Source organism: Bradyrhizobium sp. McL0615 (assembly GCF_049993905.1).
GTDB lineage: Bacteria > Pseudomonadota > Alphaproteobacteria > Rhizobiales > Xanthobacteraceae > Bradyrhizobium.
In genome coordinates this window covers 753,409-779,405 of record NZ_CP188254.1, presented here as the reverse complement: position 1 = coordinate 779,405, position 25,997 = coordinate 753,409, and the positions used below count along the sequence as shown (strand labels likewise).

At 62.9% G+C, this 25,997-nt stretch carries 28 protein-coding genes; 20 read left to right on the top strand and 8 right to left on the bottom strand.

Annotated elements, in window-relative coordinates:
• Positions 1–101 precede the first annotated feature (101 nt).
• From ACPPVP_RS03570 to ACPPVP_RS03520, 11 genes are all read left to right on the top strand, one after another.
• Positions 102–2,108 (top strand): ATP-binding protein, encoded by a 2,007-nt coding sequence (locus ACPPVP_RS03570; protein WP_426537640.1) that lies wholly within the window; start codon positions 102–104, stop codon positions 2,106–2,108.
• On the top strand, positions 2,078–3,823 hold the full coding sequence (locus ACPPVP_RS03565) for an ATP-binding response regulator (RefSeq protein ID WP_426531364.1): 1,746 nt from the start codon (positions 2,078–2,080) through the stop codon (positions 3,821–3,823). Before ACPPVP_RS03570 ends, ACPPVP_RS03565 begins: the two co-directional genes overlap by 31 nt.
• The gene (locus tag ACPPVP_RS03560) at positions 3,820–4,560 is read left to right on the top strand and encodes a response regulator (RefSeq protein WP_426531362.1); all 741 of its coding nucleotides are present in this window, start codon (positions 3,820–3,822) and stop codon (positions 4,558–4,560) included. Before ACPPVP_RS03565 ends, ACPPVP_RS03560 begins: the two co-directional genes overlap by 4 nt.
• A 364-nt stretch (positions 4,561–4,924) precedes the next feature.
• Positions 4,925–5,536 (top strand): sigma-70 family RNA polymerase sigma factor, encoded by a 612-nt coding sequence (locus tag ACPPVP_RS03555; RefSeq protein ID WP_426531360.1) that lies wholly within the window; start codon positions 4,925–4,927, stop codon positions 5,534–5,536.
• Positions 5,537–5,712: 176 nt separating this feature from the next.
• Complete coding sequence (locus ACPPVP_RS03550; protein WP_426531358.1) at positions 5,713–5,913, top strand: hypothetical protein; 201 nt, start codon at positions 5,713–5,715, stop codon at positions 5,911–5,913.
• Between the two features lie 384 nt (positions 5,914–6,297).
• A complete protein-coding gene (locus ACPPVP_RS03545) occupies positions 6,298–7,263 on the top strand; it encodes a hypothetical protein (protein ID WP_426531356.1) in 966 nt (321 codons plus the stop codon).
• 148 nt (positions 7,264–7,411) lie between these two features.
• A complete protein-coding gene (locus ACPPVP_RS03540) occupies positions 7,412–8,818 on the top strand; it encodes a cytochrome ubiquinol oxidase subunit I (protein ID WP_426531354.1) in 1,407 nt (468 codons plus the stop codon).
• The gene (gene cydB, locus ACPPVP_RS03535) at positions 8,815–9,822 is read left to right on the top strand and encodes a cytochrome d ubiquinol oxidase subunit II (protein ID WP_426531352.1); all 1,008 of its coding nucleotides are present in this window, start codon (positions 8,815–8,817) and stop codon (positions 9,820–9,822) included. The genes ACPPVP_RS03540 and cydB overlap by 4 nt, the downstream gene beginning before the upstream one ends.
• A complete protein-coding gene (locus tag ACPPVP_RS03530) occupies positions 9,822–9,950 on the top strand; it encodes a DUF2474 domain-containing protein (protein WP_426537638.1) in 129 nt (42 codons plus the stop codon). The genes cydB and ACPPVP_RS03530 overlap by 1 nt, the downstream gene beginning before the upstream one ends.
• 156 nt (positions 9,951–10,106) lie before the next feature.
• Positions 10,107–10,706, top strand: coding sequence for a L,D-transpeptidase (locus ACPPVP_RS03525; protein WP_426531350.1), 600 nt, complete (start codon positions 10,107–10,109; stop codon positions 10,704–10,706).
• Positions 10,707–10,761: 55 nt separating this feature from the next.
• Entirely contained in the window at positions 10,762–11,802 is a 1,041-nt protein-coding gene (locus ACPPVP_RS03520) for an amino acid ABC transporter substrate-binding protein (RefSeq protein ID WP_426531348.1), read from the top strand.
• Between the two features lie 163 nt (positions 11,803–11,965).
• On the opposite strand, the gene ACPPVP_RS03515 is transcribed toward ACPPVP_RS03520, so the two are convergent.
• A complete protein-coding gene (locus ACPPVP_RS03515; RefSeq protein ID WP_426531346.1) occupies positions 11,966–13,105 on the bottom strand; it encodes an acyl-CoA dehydrogenase family protein in 1,140 nt (379 codons plus the stop codon).
• A gap of 165 nt (positions 13,106–13,270) precedes the next feature.
• Positions 13,271–14,455 carry an acyl-CoA dehydrogenase family protein gene (locus ACPPVP_RS03510; RefSeq protein WP_426531344.1) on the bottom strand — a complete coding sequence of 395 codons (1,185 nt, stop codon included), beginning with the start codon at positions 14,453–14,455 and terminating at the stop codon, positions 13,271–13,273.
• Positions 14,456–14,615: 160 nt separating this feature from the next.
• Between ACPPVP_RS03510 and ACPPVP_RS03505 the strand changes: the two genes are divergently transcribed.
• Together ACPPVP_RS03505 and ACPPVP_RS03500 are read left to right on the top strand one after the other, a co-directional pair.
• Entirely contained in the window at positions 14,616–15,161 is a 546-nt protein-coding gene (locus ACPPVP_RS03505) for a carboxymuconolactone decarboxylase family protein (protein ID WP_426531342.1), read from the top strand.
• A 185-nt stretch (positions 15,162–15,346) separates the two neighbouring features.
• Positions 15,347–15,841 carry a VOC family protein gene (locus ACPPVP_RS03500; protein ID WP_426531340.1) on the top strand — a complete coding sequence of 165 codons (495 nt, stop codon included), beginning with the start codon at positions 15,347–15,349 and terminating at the stop codon, positions 15,839–15,841.
• 112 nt (positions 15,842–15,953) lie between these two features.
• Here the strand turns inward: ACPPVP_RS03500 and ACPPVP_RS03495 are convergent, their stop codons facing one another.
• From ACPPVP_RS03495 to ACPPVP_RS03480, 4 genes are all read right to left on the bottom strand, one after another.
• Positions 15,954–17,183, bottom strand: a complete 1,230-nt coding sequence (locus tag ACPPVP_RS03495) for an MFS transporter (RefSeq protein WP_426531338.1) — start codon at positions 17,181–17,183, stop codon at positions 15,954–15,956.
• Positions 17,184–17,302: 119 nt separating this feature from the next.
• A complete protein-coding gene (locus ACPPVP_RS03490; RefSeq protein ID WP_426531336.1) occupies positions 17,303–17,665 on the bottom strand; it encodes a nuclear transport factor 2 family protein in 363 nt (120 codons plus the stop codon).
• A gap of 26 nt (positions 17,666–17,691) precedes the next feature.
• Positions 17,692–18,936 carry an MFS transporter gene (locus ACPPVP_RS03485; RefSeq protein ID WP_426531334.1) on the bottom strand — a complete coding sequence of 415 codons (1,245 nt, stop codon included), beginning with the start codon at positions 18,934–18,936 and terminating at the stop codon, positions 17,692–17,694.
• 172 nt (positions 18,937–19,108) lie between these two features.
• Positions 19,109–19,603: a type II toxin-antitoxin system HicB family antitoxin gene (locus ACPPVP_RS03480; RefSeq protein WP_426531332.1), complete on the bottom strand. Its 495-nt coding sequence runs from the start codon at positions 19,601–19,603 to the stop codon at positions 19,109–19,111.
• Positions 19,604–19,696: 93 nt separating this feature from the next.
• Between ACPPVP_RS03480 and ACPPVP_RS03475 the strand changes: the two genes are divergently transcribed.
• A complete protein-coding gene (locus tag ACPPVP_RS03475; RefSeq protein WP_426531330.1) occupies positions 19,697–20,566 on the top strand; it encodes a protein-L-isoaspartate O-methyltransferase family protein in 870 nt (289 codons plus the stop codon).
• Positions 20,567–20,580: 14 nt separating this feature from the next.
• On the opposite strand, the gene ACPPVP_RS03470 is transcribed toward ACPPVP_RS03475, so the two are convergent.
• Complete coding sequence (locus ACPPVP_RS03470) at positions 20,581–21,267, bottom strand: DUF938 domain-containing protein (RefSeq protein ID WP_426531328.1); 687 nt, start codon at positions 21,265–21,267, stop codon at positions 20,581–20,583.
• 52 nt (positions 21,268–21,319) lie between these two features.
• Positions 21,320–21,685, bottom strand: a complete 366-nt coding sequence (locus tag ACPPVP_RS03465; RefSeq protein ID WP_426531326.1) for an ArsR/SmtB family transcription factor — start codon at positions 21,683–21,685, stop codon at positions 21,320–21,322.
• 131 nt (positions 21,686–21,816) lie between these two features.
• Here ACPPVP_RS03465 and soxC point away from each other — a divergent pair, with 131 nt between their 5' ends.
• The 6 genes from soxC to soxA all read left to right on the top strand — a co-directional run bounded on the left by soxC (position 21,817) and on the right by soxA (position 25,989).
• Positions 21,817–23,148: a sulfite dehydrogenase gene (gene soxC / locus ACPPVP_RS03460; protein WP_426531324.1), complete on the top strand. Its 1,332-nt coding sequence runs from the start codon at positions 21,817–21,819 to the stop codon at positions 23,146–23,148.
• Entirely contained in the window at positions 23,132–23,803 is a 672-nt protein-coding gene (locus ACPPVP_RS03455) for a c-type cytochrome (protein WP_426531322.1), read from the top strand. Before soxC ends, ACPPVP_RS03455 begins: the two co-directional genes overlap by 17 nt.
• Positions 23,804–23,868: 65 nt before the next feature.
• The gene (gene soxX, locus ACPPVP_RS03450) at positions 23,869–24,192 is read left to right on the top strand and encodes a sulfur oxidation c-type cytochrome SoxX (RefSeq protein ID WP_426537636.1); all 324 of its coding nucleotides are present in this window, start codon (positions 23,869–23,871) and stop codon (positions 24,190–24,192) included.
• Positions 24,193–24,252: 60 nt separating this feature from the next.
• A complete protein-coding gene (soxY, locus tag ACPPVP_RS03445) occupies positions 24,253–24,738 on the top strand; it encodes a thiosulfate oxidation carrier protein SoxY (RefSeq protein ID WP_426531320.1) in 486 nt (161 codons plus the stop codon).
• 76 nt (positions 24,739–24,814) lie between these two features.
• On the top strand, positions 24,815–25,126 hold the full coding sequence (soxZ, locus tag ACPPVP_RS03440) for a thiosulfate oxidation carrier complex protein SoxZ (protein WP_426531318.1): 312 nt from the start codon (positions 24,815–24,817) through the stop codon (positions 25,124–25,126).
• Entirely contained in the window at positions 25,123–25,989 is an 867-nt protein-coding gene (gene soxA, locus ACPPVP_RS03435; RefSeq protein ID WP_426531316.1) for a sulfur oxidation c-type cytochrome SoxA, read from the top strand. Before soxZ ends, soxA begins: the two co-directional genes overlap by 4 nt.
• The last annotated feature ends 8 nt before the right edge of the window (positions 25,990–25,997 follow it).

Below are 25,997 nucleotides of genomic sequence, written 5' to 3'. Positions count from 1 at the left end.
GAACGGATTTGACCGCCGAACCGCAACAGCACCACGCAGCGGAACGGCCGGCGAGCCTCGCCGCGCGCGGCCGGGTTCGTATCGTGCAGTGGCTGCGCGCGGTGCCGATCCGCTGGCGCATCCTGTCGATTGCGGCATTGAACTCCGCCGTCGTCGTGGTGCTCGCCGTATTGATCTGGAACGGCTCCAAGGTGCTGGGTTCGGCCTGGGACGACGTCCGGCAGGTGCGGGAATCCGACAAGATCCTGGCGCTGCTGGAAAGCGAAACCAGCCGGCTGCAGAACCTGATCCATCGCTACATCAACCAGCCGAGCCCCGAACTGTTCGCCGAGATCCTGCTGCTGCGCGAAGCGGTGCTCGGCACGCTCACGACGCGCGCCGCCAACGACCCGATGCTATCAGGCTCGGTCGAGCGACTCGAACACGTCACCGACCGCTTCCTCAACGGCTTCGGCGAATTGCGCGCCGTGCAGACCACCATCACCAAGACCTATGAGCAGCAGGTGCTGGGACCGGCCCGGGAAATGGCCGGGCTGTATTCGGTCATCGAGGGCGCCACCGGGCATCGCGACGCGCAGATCTGGCCCGCGCTCGGAAGATCCCGCGAAGCGTTTACGGCGATGCTGGTCGCCGCCAACGCCTATTACCTGTCGCCCGCCTCGGCCTCCGCCGAGGACGCCCGCAGGAATACCGAGACGATCGAAAAGACCATCCCCGTGATGGCCGACCTTGCCGACAACGATCTGCAGCGCATGGCGCTAAAGCGGCTGGAGGCGCGGACAGTGGCGCTGCGCGAGGGCATGGCCAAGCTGACCGAGCAGCTCGCAATCCGGACCGAATTGCTGCGCAACACCATCGATGCCAGCCAGGCCGAGGCCATCGGCGTGATCGACGAGCTGTCGGTCAAGATGCGTCAGCGCGAGCAGAAGGCGCAGGAGACGTTCGACCGCACGCTGTCGGCCATCTCGCGCCGGGTGCTGTCGATCGCCGTGATGTTCCTTGGCATCATTCTGTCCGCCGGCGTCCTGATCGCGCTCTCGATACGCCTGCCGCTGCAGCAGATCCTGGCGGCGATGCATGCGATCACGTCAGGCAATTACGATCGGCGCGTGCAGGGCACCTCTGCCAGGGACGAGGTCGGCGCCATGGCGCGCGCGGTGGACGTCTTCCGCGAAAACGCCATCGCCAAGCGCAAGACCGAGGACGAACTCCGCGCCTCGAAGGAAAAGGCCGAAAGCGCGCTGCTCGAGCTCAACACCGCGCAGCAGAACCTGATCGACGCCGAACGGCTGGCGGCGCTCGGCGGCCTGGTCGCCGGCGTCGCCCATGAGGTGAACAACCCGATCGGCATCAGCCTGACGGTGGCGTCGAGTTTTGCGCGTCGCGCCGATATTTTCGAACAGGAACTGCGGACGGAGCCGCTGCGCCGCTCCAAGCTCGATGAGTTCGTCAAGAGCTCGCGCGATGCCGCAGGGCAACTGGTGGCGAACCTGCACCGCGCCGGCGAGCTGATCCAGTCGTTCAAGCAGGTGGCGGTGGACCGCTCACACGCCGAGCGGCGGCAATTCAACCTCAGCGAGGCCACCGACCAGATCGTCGCCAGCCTGAAACCGGTGCTGAAGAAGGCGGCGATCACGCTGTCGGTGGACGTGCCGGAAGGGCTTTTCATCGACGGCTATCCCGGCTCCTATGGCCAGATATTAACCAATCTGTTCCTCAACGCCTCCAACCATGCCTTTGCCGACGGCCGGTCCGGGGCGATCACGATCTCGGCGCGGGCGCGCGGCAGCGACGATGTCGAGATCATTTTTGCCGACAATGGGGCCGGAATGACGCCGGACGTGCAGCGGCAGGCGTTCGACCCCTTCTTTACGACGCGCCGCAACGAAGGGGGTACCGGGCTGGGCTTGCATATCGTCTATAATCTTGTCACTCAACAGCTCGGCGGCCGGATGATGCTGGAGTCAAGGCTGGGACAAGGCACCACATTCCGCATTATCATGCCGAAAGTCGCCAAGGGCGGATCGACAGGCGAACCCACGATTTCAGACCAGACAGCAGCCGACGGAACTTCGCAATGGCCGAACAGGACGATGTCCTCCACCTGATCGACGATACCGGGACCGTTCCGGAGGACTCGTCCGTACGCAAATGGAAGATCGCCGTCATCGACGACGATGCCGCCGTGCACGAGGGCACCCGCTTTGCGCTGAGCGATTACAATCTCCACGGCGCGACGCTGGAAATCCTGTCGGCCTATTCCGCGGCCGAAGGGCGCACCTTGATGCGCAACAACCCTGATGTCGCAGCGGTGCTGCTCGATGTCATCATGGAAACCGACGTCGCGGGCCTCGACCTCGTCGAGTACATCCGCAACGAGCTCAAGAACGAAACCGTCCGCATCATCCTGCGCACCGGCCAGCCGGGACAAGCGCCCGAGCGCCGCGTCATCGTCCAGTACGACATCAACGACTACAAGGCCAAGACGGAACTGACGGCCGACAAGCTGTTCACCTCGCTGACGGCAGCGCTGCGCAGCTACCAGCAGCTCGAGCGCATGGTGCAGACCCGGCGCGGGCTTGAAATCATCATCGACGCCGCCTCGACGCTGTACGACTTCAAATCGATGCAGCGGCTGGCGGAAGGCGTGCTGACGCAGCTCGCCTCGCTGCTCAATGTCGACTGCGCCGGCATCCTGGTGCTGCGCGACGACGGCGCCGCGGGGAGCGAATTCTCGGTGCTGGCGGGCTCGGGCTGCTACAGCCGCTTCATCGGCACGACGAGCTCCAAGGCGCTCGATCCGGATTTGCGGCAGATGGTGGAAGCCGCCTTCCTGCGGCGAAAGAACGAATTCGCCGATCACCGCAGCGTGCTTTATCTGCGCACCGGAAGCGGTCGCGAGGTGGTGGTGCTGCTGCAGGCCGAGCGTCAGCTTTCGGATACCGACCGCGCGCTGGTCGAGATCTTCTCCAGCCGGCTCTCGATCGCGTTCGACAACGTCATCCTCTACCGACAACTGCACGAGGCCAATACCCAGCTCGAGGACCGCGTCGCCCAGCGCACCCGCGCGCTGATGCAGGCCAACCGCCGCCTTTCGGCGCAGTGGTTGCGGCTGCAGCGTGCCAACGGCTTCAAGAACGAGATTCTCGGCACCGTTGCGCACGATTTGAAGAATCCGCTCGGCGTGATCCTCGGCCGCACCGAAATGCTGACCGAACTGATCAGCGCCGGCTCGCCCAAGGAAAACGTCACCGCCCAGGTCGAGCATATCAGGGACGCCACCAAGCGCCTGACCTCGATGGTCGATCATTTGATTTCGGATGCGATGGCGGATGCCTTCGACATCACGATCCGCCGCGAACCGGTCGATGTCGCAGCGCTGGTTGCCGAGGTCGCCGATTCCAACCTGCCCTCGGCCGTCAACAAGCAGCAGACCATCAGCGTGTCGGCGCCGTCGAATATCGTCACCATGTGCGATACCGACCGGATCCGAGAGGCGATCGACAACCTGTTCAGCAACGCCATCAAATATTCACCGATCGGCGGCAAGATCACGGTGGCCGTCACCCATGAGGGCGGCTACACGGTGATCCGCATCGCCGACCAGGGCGCCGGTCTTTCGCCGGAGGATCTCGGCCGGCTGTTCGGCCGCTTCCAGCGGCTCTCGGCCAAACCCACCGCCGGCGAAAGTTCGACCGGCCTCGGCCTGTCGATCGTCAAACGCATCATCGACATGCATGGCGGCCATGTGACCGCGGAGAGTGGCGGCCCCGGACAGGGCTCGACGTTTACCGTTACACTGCCTGCGACAGAGACGACATGACCCAGAACCCGCACATCTTCATCGTCGACGACGAGGCGCCGGCCCGCGAGATGGTCGGCGATTATCTCAAGATGCACGGCTTTGGCGTCACGCTGTGCGACGGCGGCAAAAGCCTGCGCAAGGAGATCGAGACCGCAGTGCCCGACCTCGTCGTGCTCGACCTCAACATGCCCGAGGAAGACGGGCTGTCGATCATTCGCGACCTCAAGAGCAAGATCAACGTTCCCGTCATCATGCTGACGGCCACCGCAAGCCCGATCGACCGTGTCGTCGGCCTCGAACTCGGCGCCGACGACTACATCGCAAAACCCTGCGAGCTGCGCGAACTGATGGCGCGCATCCGCTCGGTGCTTCGCCGCAGCACGCCGGCCAAGGCAGCGGCTGCGCCGGAGGCTGCGGCTGCAAAGGCGGAGAAGGAGCAGCTGGTGCGGTTCGGCACCAAATGGCTCGACCTCGAGGCCCAAGCGCTGCGCGACGACGAAGGCAACGAGCATCCGCTGACGGCGTCCGAATTCGGCCTGTTGAAGGTGTTCGCAGCCAACCCGAAGCGGGTGCTGTCACGCGAGCGGCTGCTGGAGCTGGCCAATGCACGCGACGCCGAAGCCTTCGACCGCGCGGTCGACCTGCGCATCATGCGCATCCGCCGCAAGATCGAGATCGATCCGACCAAGCCTGCCGTGATCCGCACCATCCGGGGCGGTGGCTATCTGTTCTCTCCGACCGGCGAGAAGGGTTAGGCCTTCTTCGTCGTCGCTGCGAACGTGTTAGCTAGTACCCCTACGCCGGCGGCGCTCGTATTGGCTCGCTGCAGTAGACGTCCTTCCAGGCGACAGTACGCTGTGGTTATGGGTCCCGACGTTCGCAGGAACGATAAAAAGGTTCGAACCCGGCGGAACGAATCCGCATCTGAAATCATCCAATTTTCCGCATATTGAAATTACTGGCCTTTTGCCCCCGAATGTTTCGTCGCAGGCGCCCCGACGAAACAATTCTCCCCTGCACGAAACCATTTTTCCCTTTTGGTGCAGACATCCCGAAACCGAGCCTAATTAACAATTCTCCCAACGAAACGCCGCCTGGCGTCGGAATTGGGAGCCTGTCATGTCGAACGTCGTCGCCATCAACGCCGCAGCCAAGAAGTCGATTGCCGCCGCCCGGGCGACATCCGACGAAATGCTGCTGCAGAGTATTGCCAAGGGCGACCGCACGGCGATGCATGTGCTTTACTCCCGCCATAACGTCCGGGTTTACCGCTTTGTGCTGCGCATGGTGCGCGATACCACCATGGCGGAAGACCTGGTCAGCCAGGTGTTCCTCGACGTGTGGCGGACCGCCGCCCAGTTCGAGGGCCGCTCGCAGGTCTCCACCTGGTTGCTGTCGATTGCCCGCTTCAAGGCGCTGACCGCCCTGCGCCAGCGCAAGCATGAGGATATCGAGCAGGAAGACGTGCTCGAGATCGCCGATGAGGCCGACACGCCGGAAGCCTCGCTCGACCGCAGCAACACCAAGGCGATCCTGCGCGCCTGCGTCGCCAAGCTGTCGCCGGCCCATCGCGAGATCATCAATTTGGTCTACTACCACGAGAAGTCGGTGGAAGAGGCCGGCGCGATCATCGGTATTCCCCAGAGCACGGTGAAGACCCGGATGTTCTACGCCCGCAAACAATTGGCCGAGTTGCTTAAGGGCGCCGGCGTAGACAGCCTTGCTGCATAAATATCAGTTATTTCAATATGTTACAATGGTATCGGGAGTGAAAACCGGGTCGATTTCGGCGGACAAAGATTACCTCCGACGAAACAAATGAAACAATTGGCGACATCACCCGGAAAAACTCAGCCCCTACACCTTTAGCGAACAACGCAACACCAACGCCGAACAGGAGAGCGAACATGCTGAAGCCGTCCTTCCGCCTTTTCATCGTCCCGCTCGGCGCCGTCGCGACGCTTGCCACCCTCTCGGCCCAGAACGTTCAGCCCCGTGCCCATCGCGACACCGGTTCGACGTTCGTGCGTGAACAGGTGGTGGATTGCGGCACCAAGAGTCCCAAGGAGGTCTGTGTGATCTCCTACGACAGCGAGACCCCCCGCTGAATTTCTAGCCTCCCAAGCTTTTAGTCCTCCCAAGTAACCTCCAACGACCCGGCCGGGATGCCCCCCAGCCGGGTCGCTCTGCTTTTTGGCGCCCGATTTCGTTGCGGGATGAAAACGCCGCACGAAGAAGTGACGTCGCTTGTTTCGCCACCGACGCGGCGTCCCCGCGGTCCGCCCCGATTCAACCGTTATTGGCGGGCGCAATATGCGCTCTATCGTCGACCAGAACGGCAAGATCGCATGCCAGCACGAACAGATCGACCGCACCCTCGCCCGGCTGCCGAACGCGGCGTCCTGAGATCAGACAACTCTGACTTGTCGGACTGCAACCGAACGGCTGGCTGCTTGACGCGACCGCGCCGCTTGTGATGTTTGCCGCCGACGATGAGTACTGCGGGCGAGAATGAAGTCAGGTTACGCAAGGGCACGTCGCTCAATGAGCGGCTGGTTCTCGCGGGCATTGCCATCGTGGTGTGTCTGATCGCCCTGCCCGGCCTCGCCCATCTGGCAAATGACCAATGGCTCGGCATCGCCGCGTTGTTTGCGCTGCTATTCGGGTGCCTTTTGCTGGGCGCAGCCCTGTTCGATCGCAACGTCGTCTGGATCGTGACGCCAGGCGAAATCCTGATCGGCGAACAGCGGCCCTTCGGGAAACTGCGCCGAAGATCGATCAGGGACGATGAACTATCGGGGATGCGTCTTCGAAGGAGCATCGGCAAATCAGTCGAATTCACCCTCATATTCGAGACCGGATCGGGAGATACGCTCACCTCGCCCCCACTGCCTGACATCACCCAGGTGCAAAGAACCATCGTGCAGATTGCGCAACTACTTCAGTTGCCTGCTCCCGAATTGGTCGAGAATCCGCTCGACGCCGCGAATGCGAGGATACGACTGGGCAAGCCGGTCAGCTCCAAACGCGTACGCGCCTACAGGGCTCTCCTCGTGCTGCTTGCCTGCTCGCTGGCCATTCCACTCATCTTCGCGCTCTGGAGCGGCAAATTGTCCACCTTCGGAATCGCCGTCGGCTCATTCGGCGGGATCATGGCCTTTTTGCTGATCAGGCACCTCGATCGGGCCAGTGGATGCTGGATTGTCCGTGATGGCGACCTCAGGATCGAGCGGCTGTCGTTGAAGGGTACGATCGAGGTCATAACCGTCGGCGGTGACGACGCAGCCTACATTGATGTCGAAAGCGGCGGCCGGCGAGCCTCGCACTACGCGATCGCGATCCGGCTTCACTCAGGAAGAAAGATCCGCAGCCCGGTGCTGGTCGGCAAGGACCAGGCCCGCGCCGTGCAGGCCGAGATCACCCGGCGACTGAGGCTCGATCGATCGGGTGCGGGATAGGGCTGCACGCCTGTTCCGCGCACGGCGCGGGTACAATCCGCATCGGGCGTGGTAAGGTAGCGGCCTGGTTCGGACGCAATTTTTCGAAAACTGTAGTTCCGTTTTTCGAAGAAGTGGCGCCTGACGAATCTTGCGACGGGTGGTGCCGATGTTCGAAGGCTGGGATGCGGTCGTATTGGCCCGGGCGCAGTTTGCTTTCACGATGTCGTTCCACATCATATTTCCGGCCTTCTCGATCGGGCTCGCGAGCTATCTGGCGGTGCTGGAAGCGCTGTGGTTGTGGACCGGGCGCGAGGTCTTCATCAACCTGTTCAACTACTGGCTAAAAATCTTTGCCGTCGCCTTCGGCATGGGCGTGGTGTCGGGCATCGTGATGTCCTACCAGTTCGGCACCAACTGGTCGGCCTTCTCCGACAAGGTCGGACCGGTGATCGGGCCGCTGATGGCCTATGAGGTGCTCACCGCGTTCTTCCTTGAAGCGGGCTTCCTCGGCGTGATGCTGTTCGGCCTCCAACGCGTCGGCCACAGGCTGCATTTCATGGCGACGCTGATGGTCGCGATCGGGACGCTGATTTCGGCGTTCTGGATCCTGTCCGCCAATTCCTGGATGCAGACGCCGACCGGCCACGCCATCAACGCAGACGGGCAGTTCATCGCCGCCGACTGGCTGAAAGTGATCTTCAACCCGTCATTCCCCTACCGCCTCGTGCACATGGTGCTGGCGGCGTACCTGACCACGGCGCTCGTGGTCGGTGCGGTCGGCGCCTGGCACCTGCTGCGCGACCGCCACCTCGCCGGCCCGCGCGTGATGTTTTCGATGGCGATGTGGATGGCCACGCTGGTGGCGCCGATCCAGATCCTCGCCGGCGACCAGCACGGGCTCAATACGCTGGAACTCCAGCCGGTGAAGATCATGGCGATGGAAGGCCATTTCCAGAGCCACAAGGACGGTGCGCCCCTGATTTTGTTCGGCCTGCCCAACCAGAGCGCAGGCCGGGTCGACTATGCGATCGAAGTGCCGAAGCTGGGTTCGCTGATCCTCAAGCACTCGCCTGACGCGCCGATGGCCGGCCTCGACACCGTGCCGCGCGAAAACTGGCCACCGGTCCCGATCACGTTCTGGTCGTTCCGGATCATGGTCGGCATGGGACTGCTCATGCTGGCGCTCGGCCTGTTCAGCCTGTTGATGCGCGTGCAGGGCAAGCTGTACGATTCCCGGCTGCTGCACATGTTTGCGGTCGCGATGGCGCCCGCAGGTTTTATTGCCGTGCTCGCGGGCTGGATCACCACCGAGACCGGACGGCAGCCGTTCACGGTCTATGGATTACTGCGTACGGCTGAATCCGCTTCGCCGCTGGCGGCGCCCGCGGTCGCCTCCTCGCTGATCGCCTTCATCATCGTCTATTTCGCGGTGTTCACCTCCGGTGTGATCTATCTGCTGCGCCTGATGGCGGCCCCGCCGCATCCGGGCGAACAGGGCCCGAGCAAGGATGTCCCTGCCCGTGCCGCCGGCATCACGCCCGCCGCAGGCGCTGCCGAGGGAGCCGCCCGATGATCCCGATCGACCTTCCCACCATCTGGGCCTTCATCATCGCGTTTGCCGTGTTCGTCTATGTCGTGATGGACGGCTTCGACCTCGGCCTTGGCATCCTGTTTCCGCTATTTCCAGAGAAGCGCGATCGCGACGTCATCATGAACAGCGTCGCACCGGTCTGGGATGGCAACGAAACCTGGCTGGTGCTCGGCGGCGGCGGTCTGATGGCCGCATTCCCGCTGGCCTATGCGGTGCTGATGCCGGCGCTCTACACGCCCATGATCGCGATGCTGCTCGGCCTGGTGTTCCGTGGTGTCGCCTTTGAATTTCGCTGGCGCACGACCAAAGAGCGCAACAAGTGGGAAATCGCCTTTGCCGGCGGATCGCTGCTGGCGACACTGGCGCAAGGCGTCGCACTCGGCGCCATCCTGCAAGGCATCCATGTCTCGGGTCGCCAATATGCCGGTGGCTGGTGGGACTGGCTGACGCCGTTCAGCATTCTGACGGGCGTGGCCCTGGTGATCGGCTATGCGCTGCTCGGCGCGACATGGCTGGTGATGAAAACGGAAGGCGAATTGCGCGACCGCGCCTATCATCTGAGTTGGGTGCTGTTGCTCGCGATGCTCGGCGCCATCGGTGCGGTCAGCATCGCGACCCCGTTCCTCCATGTGCAGTACACGCACCGCTGGTTCGCCTGGCCGAACATCCTGCTGACGGCGCCGGTGCCGGTCGCGGTGGCTGCGGTCACCGTGTTGTTGCTGCGCAGTCTTGCAAACAAATACGACTACCAGCCGTTCTTCCTGACGCTGGCGCTGTTCGCGCTGTCCTATGCCGGGCTCGGCATCAGCATGTACCCCTACATCGTGCCGCAGAGCATCACGATCTGGCAGGCCGCTTCGCCGGAGAACAGCCAGATCTTCATGCTGTTCGGCGTCGCCGTGCTGATACCGCTGATCCTCGGCTATACCGCCTGGGCCTATTGGGTGTTTCGCGGCAAGGTCAAACCTGAGAGCGGATACCATTGATCGAGATCAAGCCAAATCCGCGACCGTTGGCCCAGCGTCTCCTGTGGTTCGTCGCGCTATGGCTCGGCGGCGTCGGCACCGTGGCGCTGATTTCATTTTGCCTGCGGCTGTGGATCGCGCCGAAATAGGCCAAAGCTGAATACCCCATGAATAAGGCGGCTGGCGGAAATAGAAGACATTTCAGTCACCTATCCGCCTCATTCGCCCTAAACTTGCCATCAAGCTGGCCCTGAGATTTGATGGTTCCGCTAAGTTGGCCAACGCGCCAGGAGGAGAGCTCTGCGATGACGAAATTTCGGCACCTGATCTGGATGATGATCGCGGCAGGCGGTCTGGTCCTTTCGGCCCCGCAGAGCGAAGCGCAGACGCGGCAGCCCGACGTCGGCGACCAGCCGGGGCTTATCGCTGATGACTCCGTCGAACTCGATCCGGAGTTCAGGAAGACGGCGGTGCTCTATCGCACCAATGAAGCGCCGGGCACCATCATCGTGGTCACGGCCGAGCGCCATCTTTATCTGGTTCAGGGCAACGGCCGCGCATTGCGCTACGGCATCGGCGTCGGTCGTGAAGGGTTCACGTGGCAGGGGCTGGTGAACATCACACGCAAGGCGGAGTGGCCGGACTGGACACCGCCGCCCGAGATGATCGCGCGCCAGCCTTATCTGCCGCGCTTCATGGCCGGTGGCCCCGGCAACCCGCTCGGCGCCCGCGCGATGTATCTCGGCACCACCGTCTACCGCATCCACGGCACCAACCGGCCCGACACCATCGGCACCGCCGTTTCTTCCGGCTGCTTCCGCCTGGTCAACGCCGACGTCGCCGACCTCTACGAGCGCGTGCCGGTCGGCACCAAGGTGATTATCCGGCAAAAGCCGGAACTGTAATTGCGACGCGGTCCCTCAAAGCCGATTCATTTCCCTGAAATTGTGAGTTGAAAAAATGCTACGGACATTCCGAGGCGGCCTCCTGATCGGGCTGGCGGTCGCAGCCGCCGTTGCGGCCGCTGCAATCACCTATGAACGCTACGACACCAAGACGCTGAAGCGGACCATCCGCCGCGGCGAAGTGCTGTGCGGCGTCAACAAGGGCTTGCCCGGCTTCTCGATTCCCGACGACAAGGGCGACTGGACCGGCTTCGACGTCGATTTCTGCCGCGCGGTGGCCTCCGCGATCTTCGACGATCCCAAGAAAGCGAAATTCGTCCCCCTCGACGCCAGCGAACGCTTCAAGGAATTACAGAGCCGCAAGGTCGACATCCTGTCCCGCAATTCGACCTGGAGCATGTCGCGCGAAACCAATTACGACCTCTATTTCCCGGCGGTCGCCTATTATGACGGCCAGGGCTTCATGCTGCCGCGCTCGCGCAACATCGATTCCGCGCTCGACCTCAACAACAGCAAGGTTTGCGTGCAGGAAGGGACGACGACGGTGCTCAACGTCGCCGACCATTTCCGCGCCAACAACATGAAATACACGGAAGTGAAGTTTCCCAAGCTGGAAGACGTGCTCAAGGCCTATGAATCCGGCAAGTGCGACACCTTCACCGCCGACGTCTCCCAGCTCTACGCGCTGCGGCTGAACCTGATCCAGCCGAGCGACCATGTCATCCTGCCCGACGTCATCTCCAAGGAGCCGCTCGCGCCCGTGGTGCGGCAGCGCGACGACGACTGGATGATGCTCGTGAAGTGGACGCTGTATGCGATGATCAACGCCGAGGAACTCGGTGTCACCTCGAAGAACATCGACGAGGCGCTGAAGTCGAAGAAGCCTGACGTGATGCGGCTGGTCGGCACCGAGGGCGCCTACGGCGAAGACCTCGGCCTGCCCAAGGACTGGGCCGCCCGCATCATCCGCCACGTCGGCAATTACGGCGAAGTCTACGAGCGCAATGTCGGCGAAGGATCGAAGCTGAAGATCCCGCGCGGGCTGAATTCGCTGTGGAGCAACGGCGGCATCCAGTACGCGCCGCCGATCAGGTAAATTCTCTCCGCCGTCATTGCCCGGCCGGCCAAGTGATCCAGCACCCACCGCCCTCATCCTGAGGAGCCCGCGAAGCGGGCGTCTCGAAGGATGGATGTGGCCACCAGCCGGGCCTCATGGTTCGAGACACCGCTTCGCGGCTCCTCACCATGAGGGATGAAAATCAATAACTCTTCATCCGCGCCAACTGATCGGCGTGGTAGTTGCTGTCGCCGAACAATTCCTGGCAGACCCGCGCGCGCTTCATGAAGAAGCCGATGTCGAACTGATCGGTCATGCCCATGCCGCCGTGCATCTGCACGCCCTCCTGCACCGCCAGCGTCGCCGTGGTGCCGGCGCGGGCTTTTGCGACTGCGACCGCGGCGCCAGCGTGGTCGAAATCGCCATCCAGCGTCTGCAGCGCCTTCAACACCGCGGCGCGCGTGATCTCGATGTCGATATAGAGCTCGGCGGCGCGGTGCTGCAGCGCCTGGAATTCGCCGATCAGTTTTCCGAACTGCTTGCGCTCCTTCAGATAGGTGACGGTGCGGCCGAACACCTCTTCGCTTAGGCCAACCATTTCGGAGGCCACCGCGCCGCGGCCGATATTGAGCACGCCGTCCAGCAGCGCCCCGCCCTGGTCGACCTCGCCGAGCACATGATCCGCGTCGACCTCGACATTGGCAAATTTGATTCGCGCCGCGTTGTGCGCATCGACCATCACGGTGCGTTCGATCGCCACGCCCTTGGCCTTGGGATCGACCAGGAACAGCGTCAGTCCGTTGCGCTCGCCGGCAGCCCCACCGGTGCGGCCGGCGACGATCAGGAGATCGGCGGTATGACCGTCGACCACGAGGGCCTTGGCGCCATTGAGCTTGAAGCCGTTGCCAGAGCGTACCGCCTGCAGGTTGATCTGCAGGGGGCGATGCTTTGCGCCTTCATCTACCGCAAGTGCGGCCAATAGCGAGCCGTCCGCAATCTTCGGCAGATGCGCCGACTTTTGAGCTTCGCTGCCGCCGCGCGAGAGCGCGGAGACCGCCAGCACCGCGGTCGACAGGAACGGCGACGGCATCAGCGTGCGGCCGATTTCCTCCATCACCACGCCGGCCTCGACATAGCCGAGCCCGCTGCCGCCGAAATTTTCGGGCACCAGCAATCCGGAAAAGCCCATCTCGGCAAACGTCTTCCAGAGATCGCGGGAAAAGCCGGTGGCATCCTTGCTGTCGCGCAAGCCGCGCAGGTGCGCCACCGGCGCCTTGTCGCTGATCAGGCCGCGCGCGCTGTCGCGCAGCATGGATTGTTCTTCGGAGAGGACGAGTGCCATTGAGATATCCGTGATCGGTTGACGTAAATGCGGTCGAGTTAGTTTGATCGATGTCGCTGCCGACCCTCATGGTGAGGAGGCGCTCTTGCGCCGTCTCGAACCATGAGGCCCCTGGCCCATCCTTCGAGACGCCTGCTTCGCAGGCTCCTCAGGATGAGGACCTTTCTAGGCCCCAGGCAGATCGAGGATGCGCTTGGCGACAATGCCGAGCATCACCTCTGAGGTGCCTCCTTCGATCGAGTTGGCCTTGGTGCGCAGCCAGGCGCGCGGGCGGGCGCCGCCCCGGGAGCGCTCGCTTTCCCATTCCAGCGCATCGATGCCGCCGGCCGACATCAGGATTTCATGGCGGCGTTTGTTGAGTTCGGTGCCGTAATATTTCATCGCTGAGGAGAACGCCGGATGCGATTGCCCGGCCTTCGCCAGATCAACGGCACGCTCGGCCACAGCTGCAAACGCCGCCTCGTCGATATCGAACGCCGCGATCTGGCCGCGGAGCATGGCATCGTCGAGCCGACCGGAATCATCGCTTCCGACGGAGTCGGCGGTGACCTGCCCGAGCGGACGGCCGATACCGCGCTCTCCAGTGCCCGAGATCATCGCCCGCTCGTGCTGCAACAGATATTTCGCGACATCCCAGCCGCGGTTGACGGTGCCCACCACATGCGATTTCGGCACGCGCACATTGTCGAAGAAGGTTTCGCAAAACGGCGAATAGCCCGAAATCAAAAGGATCGGCTTGGTCGACACGCCCTTCGAGGCCATGTCGAACAGGATAAAACTGATGCCGTCGTGCTTCTTCGCCGTAGGATCGGTCCGCACCAAGCAAAAAATCCAGTCGGCGTAGTTGGCGTATGAGGTCCAGATCTTCTGGCCGGTGATGACATAATCGTCGCCGTCGCTCTCGGCACGGGTCTGCAGCGAGGCAAGGTCCGACCCGGCGTTCGGCTCGGAATAGCCCTGGCACCAGCGGATCAGGCCCGCGGCGATTTTTGGCAGATGCTCCTTCTTCTGCGCCTCGTTGCCGTACTTCAACAGCGCCGGCCCGAGCATCCAGATGCCGAAACTCGACAGCGGCGAGCGCGCGCCGATCGCCGACATTTCCTCGCGCAGCACCTTGTGCTCGGCGCGATCGAGTCCTCCGCCGCCATATTCCTTCGGCCAGTCCGGCACGGTCCAGCCCTTGTCGCGCATCCGCTCGAACCAGACGCGCTGCGGCTCGGACGAGAACTTTGCGTTACGACCGCCCCAATAGGTGTCGTTCTCGGAGGTCATCGGACGCCGCATCTCCGGCGGACAATTGGCCTCCAGCCAGGCGCGGGTTTCATGGCGGAATGTTTCCAGATCGGACATGTCGGCGTTTCCATGTTGGACGTTGGAAGCGACCTTAGCCTTCGCATTGCGGAATTCAATATATGTCTGACGTCAGCCCATGCTTCTGCGGCGGTAGTCAGGAGGCGGAATCGGGTGTAAGCGCAGAGCGGTAACGGTTGAAAAACAAGAGGAAACGGGCATGCGGCTGAAATTGCTTTCGCCTGGCGAAATGAGCGCCGAACAAAAAGAAACCTACGACGAGGCGATATCAGGCAAGCGCGGCGCCCCGCCTGCGCCGATGATGGCCTGGCTCAACAGCCCGGACATGGCGCGGCATGCCACGCGGCTTGGCGAGCAGCTGCGCTTCAACACGATGTTTCCGGCAAAATTGTCCGAGATTGCGATTCTCGTCACCGCGCGGCACTGGACCTCGCACTACGAATGGTTTGCGCATAAACGCCTGGCGTTGAAGGGCGGCATGGACCCGAAGATCATCGAGGACATCCGTGATCGCCGCACGCCGACGTTTGACGACCCAAAGGGCCGGATGATCTACGACCTCGCCAAATCGCTTCATGAGGGCAAGGGCGTGTCGAAGGCGCTGTATGACGAGGCCGTAAAAGTGCTCACCGAACGCGGCGTGGTCGAGGTGATCGGGCTGTGCGGCTATTACACGATGGTGTCGATGACGCTGAACACGTTCGAGTTCGGACTGCCGGATGGAGAAGTGTCCGATCTTGCCTGATCGCAGGCGGTGATTACGTCTCCCTCTCCCCGCTCTTGCGGGGAGAGGGTTGGGGTGAGGGGCTCTCTCCGCGAATTGTGATCTCACGATAGACCTGTACCCCCTCACCCGAACTTTCCGCTTCGCGTAAAGTTCGACCTCTCCCCGCAAGCGGGGCGAGGTTAAGAGCAACAAGCGGAGAAACCATGCCCCAGAACCCACCCATTATTGCCGGCACCCGGATCGGGCATGTCCATCTCAAGGTCGCCGACCTCGAGCGCGCGCTTGGTTTCTACTGCGGCGTGCTCGGCTTCGAGGTGATGCAGCGGATGGGCGACAGCGCGGCGTTCATTTCAGCGGGCGGCTATCACCATCACATCGGCCTCAACACCTGGGAAAGCAAAGGCGGCCATCCGCCACCGCCGGGCACGACCGGGCTGTTTCACACCGCCATTCTCTATCCCACGCGCCCGGCGCTGGCGGACGCGCTGTATCGCGTGATCCAGGCCGGCATCGAGCTTGACGGCGCCAGCGATCACGGCGTCAGCGAGGCGCTCTATCTGCGTGACCCCGACCAGAACGGCGTCGAACTTTACCGTGACCGGCCAAAGGAGGAATGGCCGCGCGCGGCGGATGGGTCGCTCACGATGTTCACCAAGCGGCTGGATCTGGAGGATTTGCTGCGGCAGCGGGAAACCTAATCCCTCATGGTGAGGAGGCGCGAAGCGCCGTCTCCGGACGATGCTTCGCCTCGCCGGGCGAACCATGAGAGCCGCGATGCCGCCATCCTTCGAGACGCCGCTTCGCGGCTCCTCAGGATGAGGACTTCGCGCGCCCGCGGATCATGATCAGCACCGCTGCCGTCAGCTCCACCGCGATGCAGCCATAGAACGGCAGCGCATAGCTGCCCGAGAGATCGCGCAGCAGGCCGACCACGCCGGGGCCGAACGCGTAGGTGATCTGGTTGATCGCCGTGATCAGGCTGACCAGCACGCCGAACGAGCGCGGATCGAACTCGCGCTGCACGATCAGCGCCGGCAACGTGATCAGATTGCCGACCGAGAAGCCGAACAGCGCGCAGGCTGCGATCAGCGCGTAATCATGATGCACGTTGATGATGACCAGAAGCGCGACCGCCTGGCTGACGAAGGAGAGCGCTGACGCCAGCCGCTGGTTCATCCGGTCGATCACGAAGGAGAACAGCACGCGGCCGACCACCGCCATCGCGGTCAACAGCGCCACCGCAATCGCCGCCTGCTGCCGCCCGATCACCGAATCCAGAAACGAGATCAGGTGCACGATGAAGCCGACCTGCGCGAACAGCACCAGCGCGAACGCCGACGACACCGAGAGGAAGCCGATATCGCGAAACGCCCGTGCGCGAATTTGCGTCGGCGACGGCGCGTCTGTGGCCTCGACCGCGCTCGCGCTGGCATGAATCGGCGGCCGTCCGACGAAGAGCAAAATCACCGGAACCATCACTACGACCATCACCACAGCCGCTGCGGTCATCCCGCCGGAAAAGCCGAAATGGCCGATCGCGGCCACCAGCAGCGGCACTCCAATGATGCCGCCAAAGCTTGCGCCGTTCAGCGCCAGGCTGATCGCCATACCGCGCTTCTTGTCGAACCAGAGGCCGAGCGTGTTGGTGATCATGCCAAGGCTGGTGCCGGCCCAGCCAAAGGCGAGCACGGCGTTGGCGAGATAAAGCTGCCAGGGCTCACGGACCTGGCCGATCGAGATCGCGGCCAAAGCCATGGTGAAGATGCCCGCGATCATGCAATTTCGGGGGCCGAACCCCTTGATCGCCTCGCTGACAAAGGCGACCAGCGCCGCGCCCGACAGATAGAAGAACGTCGTTCCCGAAGAGATCAGCGACGCCGGCCAGCCGTGCAATCGCTGCAACTCGGCGACATAGACGCTCTGGCCGTAGAAGCCGAACGCCCAACCGAAGGTCGCCAGCAGGAAACAGACGGCCACGATGCGCCAGCCGTCGTAGCGGACCGAAGTTTCGTCCAAAGGGGTGTAGTTGCGAGCGTCCAAGAGATGTCTCTTTGTCACTGTGTTGTCGTTGCCGAACCTGCCCGGCACATGTCGGTAACAGCGAACAAAGCTACAAGTGTCATCAATTCGACGCAGGTCGAACTGTCAGCAGATGGCAACTATGCCGCCGGCTTCGACGGGTCGTAGAAGAACCGCTCGCGCCAAACCTTGTCGCCGCGCCATTCCTGCAGCGCGACTTCGTCGAACCGCCCGGTCTTGCCGGACTTGTAGACAAACTCGAACACCCAGTTGATGGCGACGCGATCCCCCTCGACCACCGAGGCGACGCAAGTCGACGTCACGCTCTTCACGCGCTCCAGCACTGCGCGCTCATGTGCCACCAGCACGTCGCGGCCGACGCGCGGTGCGGCCGCGTTCTCCTGCATGCTGGCGTCCTGGGTATAGAAACGCTCGATGGCGCCGGCATGATCGCCGGAGACGACGGCTGCAATGAACTCATCAAGACGGGCACGCGTCGGCATGGGGCCTCCAGCAATCAGATTGAAGATCAGATAGTCGGACCGGTAATCCCGCCAGCCGCCTGCAGCCTCGCCCGGCGTTTTGCGAATGACGCCAACGACAGCACCGCAAGGCCGAGCAACACCGGCGGAAACACCACCATGTTTACCATCGACCAGCCGTAATGCGCCAACAATTGACCGGACGAGAACGATCCCAGCGCCATCATGCCGAACACCAGGAAATCGTTGAAGGCCTGCACCTTGTTACGTTCCTGCGGCCGATGCGTCTCCAGCACCAGCGCGGACGCGCCGATAAAAGCAAAGTTCCACCCCACCCCGAGTGCGGCCAGCGTCGCCCAGAAATGCATCGCGGTAATTCCAGAAAGGCCGATGCCCGCCGCAGCCGCTTCCAGCAGCAGGCCGAGCGCCACGATGGCAGGCGCGCCGAAACGCGCGATCAGCGAGCCCGTGAAGAAACTCGGCCCGTACATCGCGACGATGTGCCACTGAATGCCGAAATTGGAATCGCTGACGGTCAGGCCGCACATTTTCATGGCGAGCGGCGCCGAGGTCATCACGAGATTCATCATCGGGTACGCAATCACCCCGCATAGCGCCGCCGCTATGAAGCGCGGCTGGCGCGCGATCTCGAACAGCGGCCGGCCGCCATGCATATCCGACGGCGCCGGCTTTGGCGCATCGACGCCCCACAGCACCGCCATCGCCACCAGCGCCACGAAGGCCTGCACCACGAAGCTGAACGCAAACAGATAAGGCGGCCAGATATCCATGGTCCACTGCACCAGCTGCGGACCGAGCACGCCGGCGAATACGCCGCCCGCCATCACCCACGACACGGCCTTCGGCCGGAACGCCGTGCTGGCGCCGTCGGCGGCGGCAAACCGATAGGACTGCGCCACCGCGCCATAGAGACCGCCGAGAAACGTCGCGCCACAGAACAGCCAGAACGACGCGTACAGGACGGCGATGGCGGCGAGCGCGCCGGTCAGCACGCCGCAGAACGTGCCGATGATGAAAGCCGTGCGGCGGCCATAGGCGCGCGAGATCGCACCGGTCGGCAACGTACCGGCGGCAAGCCCGAGCACATACATCGAGAGCGGCACGGTGGCGAGCGAGATGCTCGGCGCCAGCGTCGCGCCGACGATCGAGCCGGTGGCGAAAATGACAGCCGAATTGGCGCCGGTCAGCGCCTGCGCCGCGGCGAGCCGCAGCACATTGCCGCGCGCACGCGAGTCATTGGTTACCTCTACGGTGGCTGTCGTATCCAGCATCGGCATTCCCGCCCGGCAGGCCCCGGGAAGGGCAGCCTCATCGATTTCATTGCGCGGCACTATGAAGACGTGAAGAGACGCGATCAACCGGCGCAAATGGGCGCACGCCATGCGAGGGGCGCAAGCAGCCGTCGCGAGACGCTTCGCCAATCCGCCGCACGAAAACACCCTTTCACGTCCGCTTCTTGCCCGATTTCTTTTCGGGGCGTACCGCGCCGGTCTTGTGGACCTTCGAGCGAGGATCCACGACGCCGGTGTGGGGAAAACCTGGACTCCAATCAAGCGCAATCGTGGCGGCAAAGCCGAAGAAGCTGGAGCGGCTCATGCCAAGCTCCGTGGCGCGCTTGTCGATCCGCGTAATCAGGCTCTTCGGCAGATAGACGTTGACCCGCTCGGACGGATCGGGCGGATCGACCCCGACGATGAAATAGGCGACGACGTCGGCGCCCTTGGGCAACGCGATCTGCTCGATCGGCGTCGGCTCCGGCAGCGGCCTGCCCTGCTCGGCGATGCCGTCCACCGCGCGCGCCAGCGCGCCCTCCGCCCGCTCGATCGCCTCTTCCTGCGACCGCCCGCCGGCAACGCAGCCCGGAAAATCGGGAAACCAGGCCCCGAGCGCGCCGCGCGGACCGCGCTCCAGCACTGCCGGATAGAGCCGCTTCTTCAATCTGGCCTCCCCGCGATAGTTGTGCTATTTAACACACCTGAGGGTGTGTCAAATCACACATTGAACCTAGCATAACCTGAGATGGAGGGCAAAATGGACGCGAAAGCCGAACTCCGTATCATCCGTGCGGCCTACGCCAGGCAGGTTGTTGCCGCCGCCAACGTGGTGGATGCGCGCGTCACACAGGCCTTTGCGGCGATTCCCCGCGAGGATTTTCTGGGACCCGGGCCGTGGCTGGTGCGGCGGTGGCTCCATGGCTACGTTTCGACACCCGACGCCGATCCTGTATATCTCTATACCGACGATCTGATCGCGCTCGTGCCCGAGCGTAGCCTCAACAACGGGCAACCGTCGTTGCACGCCCATCTCATTCACCACGCCTCACCCGCCGCAGGCGAACACGTGGTGCATGTTGGGACGGGCACCGGCTATTACACCGCCATTCTCGCGCATCTCGTCGGGCCGTCAGGGCGCGTAACGGGAATCGAATATGATGAGGGCCTCGCCGCGCGAGCCAGAGCCAGCCTCGCTCCATACGCGAATGTCACCGTGATTGAGGGCGATGGCACGCAAGTGCCGTTCGATGCCGCCGACGTCATCTATGTCAATGCCGGCTGCACGCAGCCAGCGACACGCTGGCTCGATGGCCTTGCCGATGGCGGCCGCCTGATCATGCCGATGACGTCGGATCAGGGATTTGGCAGCATTGCGCTGGAGCGCATGGCGAGTGCCGGCGCGGTGTTCCGGATTGAACGAAGAGGCGCGGAATATCTCGCATACTGGATCTCGCCCGTTGCAATCTTTCCCTGCGCCGGCAGCCGCGACGAAGTATCCGAACGGGCGCTGGCCGAAGCCTTTGCCCGTGGCGGCTGGCAAAGGGTCACACGATTGTATCGAGACGAGGACATCTCCGACGAGCGCTGCTGGCTTCGCGGACCGGGGTGGTGCCTCGCCTACCATTGAGGCGCGGAAAGACGCTACGCCGGCACGTCCGATCGCCCGAACACGAGAATCATGTTGTTGGCGGGCATTGGCAGGGTTTCGATCAAGGCAAGACCGACGCCAGCGGCGAGCTTCTCGAGATCGGCGATGTCGCGTACGCCCCATTCGGCATCCTGCTCGCGCAGACTGGTGTCGAACACGGCATTGCTCATCGCAGTGTGCTTGCCCTCGCGCTTGAATGGGCCGTAGAGATACAAGCGCCCGTCGCTGCGTAGATAGCGACCTGCGCCGGCGAACAGGCCCTCGGCGACCCGCCACGGCGCGATGTGAATCACGTTGGCGCAGAACACGGCGAGCAGTTCCGCCGGACCGCTGCCGTCATGCATTGCCGGACACCAGGCCGGATTGGTGAGATCGATCCGCAGCGGCTGACGGATGTTCGGCAGGGCTGAATACGCACGCCACGCCTCGATGCTTTTCAGGTGGTTCTCGTTGAGATCGCTGGGCCACCAAATGACGTCGGGCGTATGTTTTGCAAAATGCACGACATGCTGGCCGGTGCCGCTTCCGACTTCGACGACGTCACCCGATTTGCCGGCGATGAATTTCTGCAGCACCGCCCAGATCGGCTCATGGTTGCGGTGGAACGCCGCTGCATCGAGCCGGCCGTCCGGTTCGACCGGCCGTCCATCCTTGCCGAATTCCACCACATATTCCGCCATGTCAGCCTCGCGCAAAAATCGCCGTGGCCCCTGAACATGTGGATGCGGCGCTTCACTTCAACTCGCCGCAGTACATTTCCTTCAGCACTTCCAGGAGGCGCAGGGCGCGCGGGTCGGCAACCCGGTAATGCAGCGTCTGCGACGTCCGCCGGAATTCGACCAAACCATCAGCACGCAATTTCGCCAGATGCTGCGACAATGCGGACTGGCTCAGCTTGACGATGCCGACCAGTTCCCCGACCGTCATCTCGCCGCGGACGGCCAGAAAGCAGAGGATCAGCAAACGCTTTTCATTTGCGAGCATTTTCAGCAGCTGGGCTGCTTCGCCGGCCTGCTTCGCCAATTTCTTCAGCGCCGCCGCATCGTCGGCGCCGGGGGCGAATGGTGTCTCTTTGGCTGCCGCCGCGGCTGCTCTCATGACGTCAAATCCGGGATGGTCTTCCGTGCCTGCGAAGCACACATCACATCCTAGCGTCCCGGCCCTTCTTTAGCATTGACTAAATTAGCAAAGGCCGATACCGGTTCAAAAAAGCAAGAAATGATGCGGCGATGTGGCCGCGAAGGGAAGAAAACGTGCGGCATAACCCGTTACGCAGCAAAGCTATTCCCTCCGGTCCCACTGGTGCGGACGTGCCTTTGGGGCGACGCGGCTTCCTCACCCTCGGCGCGGCACTGACCGGCAGTCTTGCCCTCGGCGGCAAAACCGTAATCGCCGACCCCGCGCCCGAGGCTCCCCCCGCCGACGCCCCCTGGTCGCAATCGATCGGCGCGGGCGTGGTCGACCGGCCTTATGGCCGGCCTGCGGATACCGAGGCCTCCGTGATCCGGCGCAACGTGCCCTGGCTCACCGCCAGCGCGGAGTCGTCCGTGAGCTTTTCGCCGTTGCAGGACCTGCACGGCATCATCACCCCCAATGGACTGTTCTTCGAGCGCCACCACGCGGGACGGCCCGACATCGATCCGGCGCAGCACAAGCTCATGATCCATGGGCTGGTCGAGCGCCCGCTGCTGCTGACCCTGAAGGACATCCTGCGCTTCCCGCAGGTCACGCGCATCCATTTCATCGAATGCCCCGCCAATGGCGGCATGAACTGGCGCGCCGCGCAGATGAACTCGCTGCAGTTCAGCCATGGCATGGTCAGTTGCGCCGAATGGACCGGCGTCAGGCTGTCGACGCTGTTGGAGGAGACAGGCGTCAAGAAAGAAGCGAAGTGGGCGATGGTCGAAGGCGCCGACGGCGCGCATATGAACCGCAGCCTGCCGCTCGACAAATGTCTCGACGATTGCCTCGTGGTGTACGCGCAGAACGGCGAGGCGCTGCGGCCCGAACAGGGCTATCCGCTGCGGCTGGTGGTGCCGGGCTGGGAAGGCAACGTCAACATCAAATGGCTGCGGCGGATCAAGCTCGGCGACAAGCCATGGCATTCGCGCGAGGAAACCTCGAAATACACAGACCTGATGCCGGACGGCACCTCGCGCGGCTTCACCTGGCTGATCGACGCCAAATCCGTCATCACCTTTCCCTGTCCGGAAAAGCCGCTCGATGGACCTGGCCCTTATGAGATCAGGGGACTGGCCTGGACCGGCAACGGCAAGGTCAGGCGTGTCGACGTCTCCATGGACGGCGGCGTCAGCTGGCAGAGCGCGCGGCTGCACGAGCCGGTGCTGTCGAAGGCGTTGACAAAATTCACTCTGCCCTGGCGCTGGGACGGCCGCCCGGCGCTGGTTGCTTCCCGCGTCATCGACGAGACCGGTTACGTGCAGCCGACAATTTCGGAGTTGCGAAAGCAGCGCGGCTCGAACTCGGTCTATCACAACAATTCGATCCAGACCTGGCAGGTCAAGCCTGACGGAAGCGTCTTCAATGTACAGCTCGCGTAAGATTTGCTCGACCGTCGTGGCGATCGTGCTTGCGGCGGGAAGCCTCGCAAGCGCGGCGGAGCCCGGCTCGTTCGGTTACGGCCGCGTAGCTGCGCCGGCGCAGATCGCCGGCTGGGACATCGACGTGCGCGGCGAGGACGGCGCAGGCCTGCCGCCGGGCAAGGGCACGGTTGACAGGGGCGCCGACGTTTACGCCGAGCAATGCGCCGCCTGTCATGGAACTTTTGGCGAAGGCGAAGGCCGCTTTCCCAAGCTGGTGGGAGGCATCGGATCGCTCCGGGACGAGCGCCCGGAGCCGACGGTGGGCAGCTACTGGCCGTTTGCCCCGACCCTATGGGACTATATTAACCGCGCCATGCCGATGCCTGCGCCGCACACATTGTCAGCGGATGACGTTTATGCTTTGACCGCCTATATTCTGAGCCTGAACGACCTCGTTCCCAGTGATTTCGTTGCCGATCGCAACAGCTTGCCGAAAGTCAAAATGCCCAATCGCGACAATTTCATCTGGACCGATCCGCGCCCCGATACGATGGCAGCTCCTTGCATGAACGATTGCGTCAACGCCGCCGATGTCAGGATATCGTCGACGGCGGAGGGGCGGAACCTGACGCCACGCACGACCGGACCGCTCGACACGATGCAACCGAAATAGAAACGACGGAAACGCCTGTGACCGATCATTCCCTGACGAAATCCGCGAAGCTCCCGGCGTTCACGCTGGCGCTGGCGATCGGCGCTTTCGCTTCCATCGGCGCCGCGCAGGCGCAGTCCGCGGCGGACGAAGGCCGCAAGCTCGCGTTCGACCGCGGCAAGGGCAATTGCCTGACCTGCCATGTCATCAAGGGCGGTGACCTGCCCGGCACGATCGGGCCCGAGCTGGTCGACATCAAGAGCAAGTATCCCAAGCGTGAGGATCTGGTCGCCATTCTCAACGATGAAACCCTGCGCAATCCGCTGACCGTGATGCCTCCGTTCGGACGCAACCGGATCCTGACCGAAAAGGAAATCAACGCGGTGGTGGATTTCCTGCAGACGCTGTGACGCAAGAACGAGAGATTTAAGGCTGTGACGTGCACGCGCACGCTTTAGGAGACGATGCATATGACTGACGTCGGATTTTCGTCCACGCGGCGGCTGATCCTGCAGGGTGCAGGCGCGGTCGCGCTCCTGGGCCTCGGCAATCTTCCCTTCCTGACGCCGGCGCTCGCCGCAGCCAACGACAAGTATCCGGACGAGGCGTTCAAGGCCAAGAGCGAGGCCGATGCGATCAAGGCGCTCTACGGCAAGACGGCAGAGCCTTCGGACAAGGTCAAGATGGATGCGCCCGAGATCGCGGAGAACGGCGCCGTGGTTCCGATATCGGTGACGACGACGCTTGCGGACGTGACCTCGATCTCGTTCCTGGTCAGCGAAAATCCGGTCGCGCTGGTGGCGTCCTACAAGATTCCGGCCGGCACGCTTCCAAACGTTGCCAACCGCATCAAGATGGCGAAAACCAGCAACGTGATCGTGGTGGTGGAAGCCGGCGGCAAGCTCTACAGCGCCAACAAGGAAGTCAAAGTCACCGTCGGAGGTTGCGGCGGCTAACGGGCAGCGCGCATGACAGGCGGGTACCGGTTTTTCGACAAGATCATGCGCTAATAAATAGACTAGGAGAATTCAGATGGCATCGACCATTCGCGTGCGCGCCACTTCGAGCGGCGAGACCACCGAGGTGCAGGCGCTGATCCAGCACCCGATGGATTCCGGCTTCGTCAAGGACGCCAAGGGCGAGATCATTCCTGCGCATTTCATCCAGCAGCTGACCTTCGAGTATGACGGCAAGAACGTGTTCACGGCCGACTGGGGCGGCGGCGTTTCCAAGGACCCTTACGTCAAGTTCGCCTTCAAGGGCGGCAAGAAGGGCGATGACTTGAAGATCAGCTGGGTCGACAACAAGGGTGCGACCGACACCACCACGGCGAAGATCCAATGAAGCTGCGATCCGCGATCACTCTGGCTTCCGCAGCCCTTGCGCTCGCGGCGTTGACGCTTGCGAGCACGCTGCCCTCGGACGCTGCTGACAAGGTCGATCCCGTCGCCGACGCCAAGGCGTTCAGGAAATTCTTCACCGACAAATTCCCCAAGGTGAAGCTGGAGGATTTCGTCAACGGTCCGTATTCGATGAACGAGGACCTGTACCGGCAGTGGCAGGAGAAAGAGCAATTTCCCCCTTACGAGTTCTCGCTCGAAATGGGCAAGGAAATGTTCTCCAAGCCGTTCAAGAACGGCAAGACCTATGCCGACTGCTTCGCCAATGGCGGCATCGGCGTTCGCCAGAATTATCCCACCTTCGACGAGAAGGAAGGCAAGGTCATTACGCTTGAGTTGGCGTTGAACCGCTGCCGCGAGGCCAATGGCGAAGCGCCGTATTCCTATGTCAGGGACGAAATGGCGGCGCTGACCGCCTACATGGCCTTCACCTCGCGCGGCAAGCCGATGGACATCAAGATCCCCGATGATCCACGCGCGCTCGCGGCCTACGAGAACGGCAAGGAATATTTCTACACGCGGCGCGGCCAGCTCAATTTCTCCTGCGCCACCTGCCATGTGCAGAGCCCGGGCGAGCGCATCCGCGCCGAAATCCTGGCGCCCGCGCTCGGCATCGTCAACGCGATGCCGATCTATCGCTCCGAATGGAGCGGCATGGGCACGACCAGCCGCCGTTTCACCACCTGCAACAGCCAGATCCGCGGCGTGCCGCTGAGCCCTCAGGACGATGAATATCGCAACGTCGAATATTATCTGTCCTATGTCAGCAACGGACTGCCGATTTCGGGTCCGGGAGCGCGGCCGTGAGGAACATG